Origin of the sequence: Halorientalis regularis (assembly GCF_023698535.1) — an archaeon.
GTDB classification, from domain to species: Archaea; Halobacteriota; Halobacteria; order Halobacteriales; family Haloarculaceae; genus Halorientalis; species Halorientalis regularis.
Map to the genome: position 1 here is coordinate 297,694 of NZ_JALJCL010000002.1, position 13,100 is coordinate 310,793.

13 protein-coding genes are annotated in these 13,100 nt (G+C 66.6%); 10 read left to right on the top strand and 3 right to left on the bottom strand.

Annotated elements, in window-relative coordinates:
- Positions 1 to 164 precede the first annotated feature (164 nt).
- Positions 165 to 1,064: a PhzF family phenazine biosynthesis protein gene (locus MU521_RS03725; RefSeq protein ID WP_092689920.1), complete on the top strand. Its 900-nt coding sequence runs from the start codon at positions 165 to 167 to the stop codon at positions 1,062 to 1,064.
- Positions 1,065 to 1,182: 118 nt separating this feature from the next.
- Positions 1,183 to 3,456 (top strand): phosphoenolpyruvate synthase, encoded by a 2,274-nt coding sequence (gene ppsA / locus MU521_RS03730; protein WP_092689923.1) that lies wholly within the window; start codon positions 1,183 to 1,185, stop codon positions 3,454 to 3,456.
- Between the two features lie 33 nt (positions 3,457 to 3,489).
- Here ppsA and MU521_RS03735 read toward each other — a convergent pair whose 3' ends face one another.
- Positions 3,490 to 4,227 (bottom strand): SDR family oxidoreductase, encoded by a 738-nt coding sequence (locus MU521_RS03735; protein ID WP_092689926.1) that lies wholly within the window; start codon positions 4,225 to 4,227, stop codon positions 3,490 to 3,492.
- 125 nt (positions 4,228 to 4,352) lie between these two features.
- Here MU521_RS03735 and mfnA point away from each other — a divergent pair, with 125 nt between their 5' ends.
- The 8 genes from mfnA (at position 4,353) to MU521_RS03775 (ending at position 12,268) form a co-directional block, all read left to right on the top strand.
- The gene (gene mfnA, locus MU521_RS03740; RefSeq protein ID WP_092689930.1) at positions 4,353 to 5,405 is read left to right on the top strand and encodes a tyrosine decarboxylase MfnA; all 1,053 of its coding nucleotides are present in this window, start codon (positions 4,353 to 4,355) and stop codon (positions 5,403 to 5,405) included.
- A gap of 84 nt (positions 5,406 to 5,489) precedes the next feature.
- On the top strand, positions 5,490 to 6,041 hold the full coding sequence (locus tag MU521_RS03745; RefSeq protein ID WP_092689933.1) for a YqaA family protein: 552 nt from the start codon (positions 5,490 to 5,492) through the stop codon (positions 6,039 to 6,041).
- A 69-nt stretch (positions 6,042 to 6,110) separates the two neighbouring features.
- Positions 6,111 to 6,695 (top strand): DUF7504 family protein, encoded by a 585-nt coding sequence (locus MU521_RS03750; protein ID WP_092689936.1) that lies wholly within the window; start codon positions 6,111 to 6,113, stop codon positions 6,693 to 6,695.
- 54 nt (positions 6,696 to 6,749) lie between these two features.
- Positions 6,750 to 8,834: a methionine--tRNA ligase gene (gene metG, locus MU521_RS03755; protein ID WP_092689938.1), complete on the top strand. Its 2,085-nt coding sequence runs from the start codon at positions 6,750 to 6,752 to the stop codon at positions 8,832 to 8,834.
- A 67-nt stretch (positions 8,835 to 8,901) separates the two neighbouring features.
- On the top strand, positions 8,902 to 9,162 hold the full coding sequence (locus MU521_RS03760) for a DUF7312 domain-containing protein (RefSeq protein ID WP_092689941.1): 261 nt from the start codon (positions 8,902 to 8,904) through the stop codon (positions 9,160 to 9,162).
- A 46-nt stretch (positions 9,163 to 9,208) separates the two neighbouring features.
- Positions 9,209 to 9,796, top strand: coding sequence for an NfeD family protein (locus MU521_RS03765; RefSeq protein ID WP_092689944.1), 588 nt, complete (start codon positions 9,209 to 9,211; stop codon positions 9,794 to 9,796).
- 579 nt (positions 9,797 to 10,375) lie between these two features.
- Entirely contained in the window at positions 10,376 to 11,551 is a 1,176-nt protein-coding gene (locus MU521_RS03770) for an SPFH domain-containing protein (protein WP_092689947.1), read from the top strand.
- Between the two features lie 111 nt (positions 11,552 to 11,662).
- A complete protein-coding gene (locus MU521_RS03775; protein WP_092689949.1) occupies positions 11,663 to 12,268 on the top strand; it encodes a winged helix-turn-helix transcriptional regulator in 606 nt (201 codons plus the stop codon).
- A 28-nt stretch (positions 12,269 to 12,296) separates the two neighbouring features.
- On the opposite strand, the gene MU521_RS03780 is transcribed toward MU521_RS03775, so the two are convergent.
- Entirely contained in the window at positions 12,297 to 12,548 is a 252-nt protein-coding gene (locus MU521_RS03780) for a DUF7123 family protein (RefSeq protein ID WP_092689952.1), read from the bottom strand.
- A gap of 144 nt (positions 12,549 to 12,692) precedes the next feature.
- Positions 12,693 to 13,088, bottom strand: coding sequence for a TRAM domain-containing protein (locus MU521_RS03785; protein WP_092689955.1), 396 nt, complete (start codon positions 13,086 to 13,088; stop codon positions 12,693 to 12,695).
- Between the last annotated feature and the right edge of the window lie 12 nt (positions 13,089 to 13,100).

The following is a 13,100-nucleotide window of genomic DNA, read 5'->3' on the forward strand; positions in this document are numbered from 1 at the left end:
ATCTTTCGACGATCCGTCCGGAGCGGCCGCTGTCGACCTCTAGACCAGAGGGACGGACGCTACTGGAAGCGCTCGCGGCCGCCGGAGACGCGATGGACCGACGGCGTAGGACGGCCTCCCGCACCGCCGGTAGCTTGATCCGACCCCTCTCCGAACCCGGAGGCATGGACACGCGACAGGCGCTTCTGGTCGACGCGTTCACCGACGAGCCCCTGGCGGGCAACCCCGCGGGCGTCGTGCCCGACGGCGACGGCCTCGACGACGAACAGATGCAGGCCATCGCGTCGGAGCTGGGCGCGAGCGAGACCGCATTCCTCCGGTCCTCCGAAGATGCAGACCGGGCGGTTCGCTACTTCACGCCCAGGACCGAGGTCGACATGTGCGGGCACGCGACCATCGCGAGCCACGCGTACCTCTACGAGCGCGACGAGATCGAGGCCGGCGACCACACGCTCGAAACCGAGGCCGGCGTGCTGGATATCGAGGTCACCGAGGATGGCGGCGTCTGGATGACCCAGAACCAGCCCGAGATCCGACGCGTCGATCTCGACTACGACCGCATGGCCGACGCGCTCGGCGTCGACGTGGCGGCGCTGGAAGACGTGGGCGCGGACCTCCCGCTGGCGCGCAGTACGACTGGTCTTCCCTTCCTGGTGATCCCGGTAAACTTCCTAGAACACCTGAGCAACCTCGACCCGGACATGGCGGCCATCGCCGAGTTGAGCCGCGAGGTCGACACCGCGGGCGTCTACGCCTTCACTTTCGACACGCTCGAACAGGAGTCGACGCTACACGGGCGGATGTTCGCGCCGAAGGCGGGTGTGCCCGAGGACCCCGTGACGGGGACCGCAAGCGGCGCAGTCGGGGCCTACCTGCGGGAGTTCCAGGCCTTCGACGATCTGCCCGACGAGCTGGTCTTCGAGCAAGGGCACTTCGTCGACCGCCCGGGGACGGTGTACGTCCGGGTCGGCGCGGAGATCGCGGTCGGCGGGTGGGCGGTGACGGCGCTGGACGGCGATCTGGTGGTTCCGGAGACCGAAGACGACGACATCATCGAGGTCTAAATTCCGTCGCGCTGGGGTTTCTGGACTCTGTTTCGCCCGTCCGCGGGTGGCAAGCGTTGCACCCAAGCCGCGGTTCGGAACCTTCTTTATCGGTGTTCTGTACTTCCCAGGTGAGGACATGGCTGTACTCTGGCTGGACGAAATCGGGGCAGACGACCTCGAGTCGGTCGGCGGGAAGGCGGCCTCGTTAGGGGAACTGACGGCCGCAGGCCTGCCGGTTCCCCCGGGGTTCGTCGTCACAGCGGGGACCTACCGACGATTCATCGAGGAGACAGGAATCGACGAAGAACTGTTCGAGGCGGTCGACGTGGACGCCGAGGACTCGAAGGCGCTGGCCGAAGCCGAGGCCCGCGCACAGGAACTCATTCTGGAGACGGAGATGCCCGAGGACCTGCGCGAGGAGATTCTGGCCTCCTACGAGGAGATCGGCGACGACGAGGCGTTCGTCGCGGTGCGTTCCTCGGCGACCGCCGAGGACCTGCCCGACGCTTCGTTCGCGGGCCAGCAAGAGACGTTCCTGAACGTCACCGGGCAGGACCTGCTCGACCGGGTCAAGCGTTGCTGGGCCTCCCTGTTCACCCAGCGGGCCACCTACTACCGGCAGGAGCAGGGCTTCGCCCACGACAAGGTCGACATCGCGGTCGTCGTCCAGCAGATGGTCGAGGCCGAGAAGTCGGGCGTGATGTTCACGTCCCACCCCTCGACCGGCGAACCCAAGGTCATCATCGAGGCCGCCTGGGGCCTGGGCGAGGGCGTCGTCTCCGGCTCGGTCACGCCGGACAACTACGTGATCGACCGGGAGAGCGACGCGGTGACCGACGTGGAGGTCGCCGACAAGAAGACGATGTACGCCAAAGACCCCGAGACCGGCGAGACCAACGAACGGCCCGTGCCCGACGAGAAGCGCAACGAACGGGTCATCGACGAGGCCGAGATCGAACGCCTCGTCGAACTCGGCGAGCGCGTCGAGGACCACTACGACACCCCACAGGACGTGGAGTGGGCCATCTTCGAGGGCGAGGTCTACATGCTGCAGTCCCGGCCGATCACCACGATCGCCGAGGACGGCGAGTCGGCCGCCACCGCCGACGGCTCCGGCGCGGCCGCGGCCCAGGCCGAGGAAGAAGACGTGTTGCTCTCGGGTCTGGGCGCGAGCCCGGGAATCGCCTCGGGCGCAGTCCGGATCGTCGACAAGCTCGACCAGCTCGACAAGGTCGGCGAGGGCGACATCATCGTCACCGAGATGACGACGCCGGACATGGTGCCCGCGATGAAGCGGGCGGCCGGCATCGTCACCAGCGAAGGGGGGATGACCTCCCACGCCGCCATCGTCGCGCGCGAACTCGGCGCGCCCGCCGTCGTCGGGACCGGTGGAGCGACCGACACGCTCGAAGACGATCAGCTGGTCACCCTGGACGGTGACAAGGGGACCATCCGCGAGGGCGTCGAGACCGAGGACGAGACCGAACCCGTCGAGGAAGTCCGGCCGCAGGCCCCCGTCAAGCCCATGACTGCGACGGAGGTCAAGGTCAACGTCTCGATCCCGGAGGCGGCCGAACGCGCCGCGGCGACCGGTGCCGACGGCGTCGGCCTGCTCCGGATCGAGCACATGATCCTCTCGACGAACAAGACGCCCGAGCGCTACATCGAGGACCACGGCGAACGCGCCTACATCCAGGAGATCGTCGACGGCGTCCGCGGGGTCGCAGACGAGTTCTACCCGCGCCCCGTCCGGGTTCGCACGCTCGACGCGCCGACCGACGAGTTCAGACAGCTCGAAGGCGGCGAGAACGAGCCCGAGGAACACAACCCAATGTTGGGCTACCGGGGCATCCGCCGGAGCCTCGACACGCCGGAGGTCTTCAAGCACGAGCTCGAAGCCTTCCGCCAGCTGTTCGAGATGGGCTACGACAACGTCGAGATCATGTTCCCCCTCGTCAACGACGCCGAGGACGTGCTTCGGGCCAGGAACCTGATGGAAGAGGCGGGCATCGACCCCGAGAAACGCTCCTGGGGCGTCATGATCGAGACGCCCGCCGCGGCGCTGGGCGTCGAGAAGATGGCCGAAGCCGGCATCGACTTCGCCTCCTTCGGCACCAACGACCTGACCCAGTACACGCTGGCGGTCGACCGCAACAACGGCAACGTCGCCGACCGGTTCGACGAACTCCACCCCGCCGTCCTCGATCTCATCAGCCAGACCATCGAGACCTGCCGCGACCACGACGTGAACACCTCGATCTGTGGCCAGGCCGGCTCCAAGCCCCGGATGGTCAAACACCTCGTCAACGAGGGAGCCACGTCCATCTCGGCCAACATCGACGCCGTTCGCGACGTCCAGCACGAAGTCAAGCGCGTCGAGCAGAAACTCCTGCTCGACTCGGTGCGGTAACAGCCAGCCGCGAACTCGCGTTGCGCCCGGTTTTCAGAACATCTCGAACTTGTCCCGCCGGTAGAGGTCGATCTCCGCGGCCATCGAGGGCGACTGTTTCGCCGCGAAGACGATGGCCTCGGCGATCTCGGCGGGTTCGCTGGCCTCGCCCTCGTCGAACCGCTCTTCGAACGGCGTGCCTTCCTCGTAGCCGAACTCCGTGCGCACTTCCGCGGGGTTGACGACCGTCACCGCGAAGTCGTCGCCGACCTGGGCCGAGAGGCTCTTGGCGAACCCGCGAGTCCACCACTTGCTCGCGGCATAGACGGGGTTGGAGGGGCGCGGGTACTCGCCGGCGAAACTCCCCAGGAAGACCAGCGTCCCGCCCGAGTCCCGGAGGTGGGGGATGGCGGCCCGGGCGGCGAAGAACATCCCGTCGACGTTCGTGTCCATCATCGTCCGGTACTGCTCGGTGGACATGTCTTCGATGGGGCCGCCCCGAGCCAACCCGGCGTTGTTGACCAGCACGTCGAGGCCGCCGAACTCCTCGACCGTGGCGTCGATCAAGGCCGCCACGGCGTCTTCGTCGGTCACGTCCGTCGGAACGACCAGGGCCGCGGTGTCGTACTCATCGCGGACGGTCGCGGCGATGTCGTCGAGTCTGTCCTCGCTCCGGGCAGCGAGGACGACGTTCGCGCCTTCCCGTGCGAGCGCGTGCGCAGTCGCGCGGCCGATGCCCGCGCTCGCCCCAGTGACGACCGCTGTGTCGCCGTCGAGTGAACTCCGTAGCATCGCTCCCGGCTACGGCGGGACAGTTGTTAACGGTTCGTGCCGTCGCGGCAAACAGCGTATATACAGGGGTGGCGGCGAGTGAACAGAGCGCAATCCCTAAGCCGTTGCCATCACTTGGATGGAGTATGCAGCGGGTCGAACCGCAGGACTTCAGCCGCGTTCTCTCCTCGATGTGTACCAAGCCACATCCAGCGGCCCGCGAGGCCGCCGAGGAGTTTCTGGCGACGAATCCCGGCGACCCGGGCACCTACGAGACGGTCTCGGAACTGGAGCAAGAAGCCGTCGACATGCTCGGGACGGTCACCGGCCTGCCCAATCCCGCGGGGTACGTCACCTCCGGCGGGACGGAGGCCAACATCCAGGCGGTTCGCATCGCGCGCAACCGGGCCGACACCGACCGGCCGAACATGGTCGCGCCCGACAGCGCCCACTTCTCGTTCAACAAGGCTGCCGACATCCTCAACGTCGAGTTGCGGACGACGCCGACCGACGAGGACCACCGCGCCGATCCCGACGCCGTCGCCCGGGCCGTCGACGAGGACACGGCCGTCGTGGTCGGCGTCGCCGGCTCGACGGAGTACGGCCGCGTCGATCCCATCCCGGAACTGGCCGATATCGCCAACGAGGTCGACGCGCTCTGTCACGTCGACGCGGCCTGGGGTGGGTTCGTCCTGCCCTTCACCGATCACCGGTGGCACTTCGGCCACGCGGACGTCGACACGATGACTATCGACCCGCACAAGATGGGGCAGGCCGCCATCCCGTCGGGCGGGCTGGTCACCCACTCGAAGTCGCTGCTCGACGAACTCGCCGTCGAGACGCCGTATCTGGAGTCCAAATCACAGGCGACGCTGACCGGGACCCGGAGCGGGGCGGGCGTCGCCAGCGCCGTCGCCGCGATGGACGCGCTGTGGCCCGTCGGCTACCGCGAGCAGTACCACGAGTCGATGGCCAACGCCGAGTGGCTGGCCGACCGGTTGGCCGCCCGGGGCCACGACGTGGTCGAACCCGAACTGCCCATCGTCGCCGCCGACATGTCGATGCCCGTCACGGAGGATCTGCGCCGCCGCGGCTGGCGGGTCACCAAGACCGGCGCGGGCGAGATGCGTGTGGTCTGTATGCCCCACGTCACCCGGTCGATGCTGCGCTCGTTCGTCGCCGAACTCGACTGGTTCTGACAGGGCGATCCGACTGCCCGGTTCCGGAGACCTCGGGAACACAAATATGAAGGCTTACAGCAACGGCAGAAAAAACGCCGCGTAGTGCCCGCCGCCACCCTCGCGGTTCTGGAGTGGTTCCTCCAACTCGAGGTCGTCGAACAGGCGATCCGGACAGCGACCGGTCCCGCGGGGCTGGGCATCATCGCCGTCTACTCGTTTCTGATCGCCTTCATCCTCCCGCTGCCCAGCGAGGTCGTCCTCGCGACGCCGCTCAACCTCGGCCTCCCACACTCGGCCGAGATCGGCCTCATCGTCCTCGTCAGTGGCCTCGGGAAGGCGGCCGGGAGCGTCTTCGCGTTCCACATCGGTCAGGAGGCCAAACAGTCCGGCCCGGTGATCCGGTTCCTGCGCCGGTCGCGGTTCGACGTGGTGGAGTGGTCCGAGAGCAAGACCGTCCAGCTCGCCCAGAAGTGGGGGTACGTGGGGCTGGCGCTGGCCCTCTGTGTCCCCGGGTTCCCCGACACGCTCTCTATCTACGCCTTCACCGTGCTGGAGGAGGACTACGTCAGGTTCGCGCTGGCGACGTTCGCGGGCAGTGTCGGCCGACTGCTCGTGACCATCTCCTTCGGGGCGGCCGCGTTCGCCATCATCTGACTTTGGTTCGTGCCGAACCGACCGAAAGCTATTCCAGCGTCCCCGTAGAAATGACAACCAGATCGGGGGATGGAATCACAGTCCACAGCCCAGTCGGTCAGGAATCGTCCGCGGGCGCTCGTGCTGGCGTCGTCGGCCGACGTGGCAGCGAACGACCTCTGTGTCGACCTGCTTTCGAGTGCCAGTCCCGAGCGTCAGCGCGTGCTGTCGCTGTCCTACACGCGCCGGCCGACACGGCTCGTCGACCACTGGCGAGCGACCCACGACGCCCTGCCGGCGTCGATGGCCATCGTCTGCCCGGAGTCCCACGCCGACGGGGAGTCGCCGGACGGCGTCCACACGACTCACGTCCCGGCCAGCGACCTCACGGGCGCGAGCATCGCCATCTCGCGGTATCTGGACCGCTGGGACGGCGACGGCGAACCGATCACGGTCTGTCTGAACTCGCTGACCTCGTTGCTCCAGTACGCCGACCGCGACCGGGTGTTTCGCTTCCTGCACACGATCACCAGCCGGTGTCTGGCGGTCGACGCGTCCGTCCACGCCCACCTCGACCCCGCGACACAGGACGAGCAGACGGTGGCGACCATCGCGACGCTGTTCGATACGGTCGTCCGCCGCGAGGACGACGAGGGCTGGACCGTCCAGCAGTAGTGACCCCGCCCGCGAACCGGCGGGTTTTAGGCCGTTTGTCGGGACCGTAGGGATATGAGTCACGAGGCATTCCCCACCGACAATCCCGCGGTGGTGACCGTCGGGTTGCCCTACGCCAACGGCGACCTGCACGTCGGCCACCTCCGGGGCTACGTCACCGGTGACACGGTCGCCCGCGCGCTCCGGCGCGTCGGCCAGCAGACGGCCTTCGTCTGCGGGTCGGACATGCACGGGACACCCATCGCCGTCAACGCCGCCGAGGCGGGCGTCTCCCCCGAGGCGTTCGCGATGGAGTACCACGAGGAGTACGCCGAGACCTTCCCGAAGTTCAACGTCGAGTTCGACAACTACGGGCACACCCACGACGAGACGAACGTGGAGACGACCCGGGAGTTCGTCCGCTCGTGGATCGACGACGACCACGTCTTCGAGAAGGAAATCCAGGTCGCCTACGACCCCGACGCCGACCAGTGGCTCCCGGACCGACTGGTCGAGGGGACCTGCCCCTACTGTGGCGAACACGCCCGCGGCGACGAGTGCGACGAGGGGTGCCAGCGCCACCTCGAACCCGGCGAGGTCGAGGACCCCGTCTCGACGCTCACCGGCAACTCCGCCGAGTACCGCGAGCGCGACCACAAGTTCCTGCGGCTCTCGAACTTCCAGGACTACCTGCAGGACTTCATCGACCGCGTCGAGGGCACCGACAACGCGAAGAACCAGCCCCGCGAGTGGATCGAGGGCGAATTGCAGGACCTCTGTATCACCCGGGACATGGACTGGGGGATCGACTACCCCGGTGAGGGTGAGGAGGAGCTCGTGCTGTACGTCTGGGTCGACGCCCCCATCGAGTACGTCTCCTCGACCAAGCAGTACACCGAGCGCGTGGGGAAAGCGGAGTACGACTGGGAAGACGTCTGGAAAGTCGAGGACGAGTCTGAGTTGACCGGCGCGGACAACGGTGAAATCGTCCACGTCATCGGCCGGGACATCATCCAGCACCACGCCGTCTTCTGGCCCGCCATGCTCCGGGGCGCGGGCTACAACGAGCCCCGGGCGATCCTGGCGACGGGGTTCGTCGGGATCGACGGGAAGGCCCTCTCGACCTCGCGCAATCGCGCGGTCTGGGCCGACGAGTACCTCGACGAGGGGTTCCACCCCGACCTGTTCCGCTACTACATGATCGACGGGAGCGGGATGGAGACCGACGTGGACTTCTCCTGGGACCGCTTCGCCGAGCGGGTCAACGGGGAACTGGTCGGGAACCTCGGGAACTTCGCGTACCGGTCGCTGCTCTTCGCCCACCGCAACTACGACGGGACGCCAGACGTGGCCGTGAGCGACGACGTGCGCGACCGAATCGAGGAGTCAATCGAGGCGTTCGAGGCGGCGCTCAACGACTACCGCATCCGCGACGTGGGCGCGGCGGCAGTCGAGCTGGCCGACTTCGGTAACGAGTACATCCAGCGCAACGAGCCCTGGAAGCTCACCGACGACGACCCCGAGCAGGCCGCCCAGGTCATCCGGGACTGCGTGCAACTCGCGAAGGCCTGTGCCGTGTTGATGCAACCGGTCATGCCCGAGAAGGCCGCCGAGCTCTGGACCCAGCTGGGAGAGGACGGCTCCGTCCACGAGACGGCGCTCGACGACGCGCTGGCCACGCCGCCGGCCGAGTTCGGCGAGCCCGGCGAACTGTTCGCCAAGATCGAGGACGAGCGCATCGACGAGTTGAACGAGAAACTGCAGGAGCGCGTCGAGGAAGCGACCGAGGACGACGAGGCCGACGGCGACACTGCTGCCTTCGAGCCCGAGGCGCTGGCAGACGAGCGGATCGGCTTCGAGGACTTCGGCGCCCTCGACATGCGCGTCGGGCGGATCGAGGTGGCCGAGCCCATCGAGGGGGCCGACGACCTCGCGCGCCTGGAGGTCGACATCGGCGTCGAGACCAGACAGGTCGTCGCCGGCATCAAGCAACTCCACGACCTCGACGAGTTGCCGGGCGAGCGGTGTATCCTGCTGGCGAACATGGAGCAGGCGGAGCTGTTCGGCGTCGAGTCCGACGGGATGATCCTGGCGGCCGGCGACGAGGCCGACCTGTTGACGACCCACGACGACGCGCCGCTGGGGTCGAAGGTGCAGTAGCGCGGTCGGCGGATCGACCGCGGACGCGGACCGTGTGCTTTTGGTCGTGAGGCCAGTACAGTCCCGTATGTCCGAGGCGGACGACGAGGGCGGCTGGAAGTTCGAACTGGAGGACCTGCCCGAGGACGGGGGCGAGGCGGCGGCAGGGCCCGACAGCGGCGGGGACGAAGACGGCGAGGCGGGCGACGAGGAGGGCAACGTCGCCGGCGCGATGGTCCTCGACCAGCCGCTCGAACCAGGGTCGCCCTCGATGGAGAACACGGTGTTCGTCCTGCTCGGCGCACTGTGTACCGTCCTGTTTTTCATGGCGGTCCTGGGCGTGATCTGACCCGCCGACCCCGAAGCTTAACCCCGGGGCAGCCCTACTCACGGGTATGGTATTCTGGTTGCTCGCACAGGCCTCGGTGCTGGGACAGGACCTCGCCTTGCTCCTCGTGGTCGCCGGAGCGGGGCTGGTCATCGCCGAGGCGCTGGCCCCCGGTGCCCACTTCATCGTCCTGGGCGTCGCCCTCCTGGTCGCCGGCATCGCCGGGCTCCTGTTGCCGACGAGTATCGGCATCTTCGCGCCGCTCGTCCTCGCCGCGCTGGTGCTGGTCGTCGGCGGGATCACGCTCTATGGCTACCGGCAGTTCGACTTCTACGGCGGGAAAGGCACCGGCCAGACGAGTTCCTCGGACGACCTGCGGGGTCAGACCGGCCGCGTCACCGAGCGGGTCACCGAGACGGGCGGCGAAGTGAAACTCGACGACGGCGGGTTCAACCCGCTCTACCGGGCCCGCTCCGTCGACGGCGAGATCGCCGAGGGCACCCAGGTCATCGTCATCGACCCTGGCGGCGGCAACGTCGTCACGGTCGAAGCCATCGACGACATCTCGGACGACATCGACCGTGAACTCGCACAGGAGGCCAGCAAACGCGACGCGGAGGCGAGCGAACCGGACGCGGACCCGGACGCGGCCTGACCGACTGCGAACAGCCGCCCAGTTTCGTCCCGGCGATATCGACGTGATTCTTCGGTCCACGTCCAAACCCGAGATACATCCACACGATTGTTTGCTTTCGTCGGATATACCCGACGTGACCAAACACTAATAATCGATATTACTTTCCTTATACCCAATCTTTATTACCTTCCTCAGACATACGTGTAGATGTAATGTTCAGCCGACGACGGGCGTACAGGAAACGCAGGTGCGCCGCACGTTCGTGCAGTTCCCGTGCGGCGAGAGGGGTCGCCGGCGCGACCGGCACCGGGAGGTGGTCAGCCAGGTAGTCACGCTCCACAGTGCGCTGTCAGCGACTACGTGGCTGGTCACCACTGGTGTCAGTGGTTCCGTTGTCCACGAGCATGGCGAGCTCCCACGTCGGCTCGCTGCTCTCCGGTTTCGCTCCCCCCAACCCAACCAACACGGAGCCACTAACCCGACCGTACCGAACCCTTTTGTGTCCCTGTCCGGTGTCGTTCGCGTCCGAGAGTCCCGACGAGACCACTGGCCCCACGGGACCGAACCCTTTTCTGTTGTTCGTCCGAAATTGAAGTAATGTTCCCCGCGACAGTACTGCAACTCGGCGGTGGCACCATCAGCATCGTCCTGATGCTGGTGTTGGTACTCGCTGTGGTCACGGTCTACCAGATGGTCGAGATCGTCGACGCGACCGAGAAGCGCGCGTTGACGGTCTTCGGTGAGTACCGCAAACTGCTCGAACCGGGCATCAGTTTCGTCCCGCCCTTCGTCTCGCGAACCCACACGTTCGACATGCGGACGCAGACGCTGGACGTGCCCCGGCAGGAAGCGATCACCCGCGACAACTCGCCGGTGACCGCCGACGCCGTGGTCTACATCAAGGTGATGGACGCCAAGAAGGCCTACCTCGAAGTCGACGACTACAAACGCGCCGTCTCGAACCTCGCCCAGACCACCCTCCGTGCCGTGCTGGGGGACATGGAACTGGACGACACCCTGAACAAACGCCAGGAGATCAACGCCAAGATCCGCCGCGAACTCGACGAACCCACCGACGAGTGGGGGATCCGCGTCGAGTCCGTCGAGGTCCGCGAGGTCAACCCCTCCCAGGACGTCCAGCAAGCCATGGAACAGCAGACCTCCGCCGAGCGCCGCCGCCGCGCGATGATCCTCGAAGCGCAGGGTGAACGCCGTTCCGCCGTCGAGAAGGCGGAAGGTGACAAGCAGTCCAACATCATCCGCGCACAGGGGGAAAAGCAGAGCCAGATCCTCGAAGCGCAGGGTGACGCGATTTCGACCGTGCTGCGCGCCAAATCCGCCGAGTCGATGGGCGAACGCGCCGTCATCGAGAAGGGCATGGAGACACTGGAGAACATCGGTCAGGGTGAGTCGAACACCTTCGTCCTGCCCCAGGAACTGACCTCGATGGTCGGCCGCTACGGCAAACACCTCTCCGGCAGCGACGTCCAGACCAACGGCGAGGGAACCCTCGACAGCCTGGAGTTCGACAGCGAGACCCGCGAGATGCTTGGCCTCGACAACATCGAGGAGATCCTCGGCCAGATCGACCAGGAAGCCGAGGTCGACGTGGAGGCCATGGAGGAACAGGCCAAAGCCGTCAAACAGGGCGACAATCCCGCCGAAATCAAAGATCCCGACGACGTCATCGACGAGATGGACGACGAGTTCGAGACTGGCGGTGGCGGCGGGACGAGCGTCGAGGACACCGACGGCGAGGCCGACGGCAAGTAGCGACGCAACGGCCCCGCAACCGACGCGCACGGCCAGCGCACTCGTTCGTCAGCGAATCGGCCGGGATGACTAGTCGAAGGCGTTTTATCATCGTCTTACCAACCCATAGCTATGCCTGAGGAGGGGGTGGACGAGTCCAAGCGGTCGACACTGCGCCGGTTCGCAGCCATCGGCGCGGCCAGCCCCCTCGCTCGCTTCCAGTCCGACGGGACGAGTGACAGCGACGCCCCCGACGCCATCGCGGGCTACGTCGCCGCGACTCCCGGCGCGCACTTCTCGAAGCTCCGCGACGACCTACAGCTGGGCACCGGCGAGGCCCAGCACCATCTCCGCCGACTGGTCCGTGCAGGTGTCGTCGAGAGCCGGAAGGACGGCGACTACCGCCGGTACTTCCCGGCCGACCGCTTTTCGGAGTTCGAACAGGTAGCCCTGGGTTACCTGCGCCGGGAGACGCCGCGGGGGATGCTCGTGGCGCTGTTGCGCGATCCGGCGTTGACCGCGGGCGGCCTCGCCGACCGGCTGGGCGTCTCGACGCCGACGATCAGCAAGTACGGGAGCGAACTCGAGACGGCAGGCCTGCTCTCGCGGGCGGACGGCTACGCCGTCGAACGACCGGAGACGATCATGCTCTTGCTCGTGCGGTACGCCGATTCGTTCGGCTCCGACGCCGCGGCGCTGGCGGCCGAGGCCGACACGCTACTCAGTTACGACGGCTGAAGAAAACGAGCGAACGCGAACGTGGGTTTCAGGAGGTGACTTTCCAGGTCGTCGAGGAGGAGTACCCCCACTTCTCCACGTCGACCTCGAAGTCGCCGTTCTCGATGGCGGGCATGTTGGTGCCGACTTCCTTGGCGGACATGTCCAGCGCATCGCCGATGAGGCGTGACTTGAAGTAGGTCTGTGTGTCGGCGTTCTCCCGGAGGTACTCAAGGATGCGGGACTGCTTTTCCGAGAGGCTGGTCTGTGCCTGGGCCGTCGCGGTCGCGGTTGCGCTCATACAAACGTGTACGGTAAGGGTCCCTTTAGCGGGTTTGGTACAGACGGTTAACCGGCCGCAGTCGTGCGGTTTTTCGGACTGGTCGGAGGGAGAACGGGTCGGGAACGAAGCCGAGACGGGTACGTTGGTACAGGTGGGTAACGCTCAGATGTCCTCTTCGATGATCTCGCCGACCGCGAAGTTGGACTTGACTTCGGTGATCTCGACTTTCACGCGTTCCCCGATCTCGGCCCCGGGGACGATGATGACGTAGCCGCGTTCGACGCGGGCGATCCCGTCACCCTGTTTGCCGATGTCCTCGATCTCGACGTAGCGGATCTCGCCGGCCTCGACCGGGGGCTGGGGCTCCGAGGATGGCGTTTCGGGTTCGTCCTCGGACACTTCCTCGCGCTCGCTCTCGATGAGCGCCACCCGGTAGGTGTCGCCGGCCTCGACCGAGCCGGTATCGAGTTCGCGCTGTGGTACCTCGATCACGTACCCGTCCTCACTCCGCTCGACTTCGGCGCTGAACAAACACAGGAGTTTATCAGATATCTCCAAGGTTAGACCTCC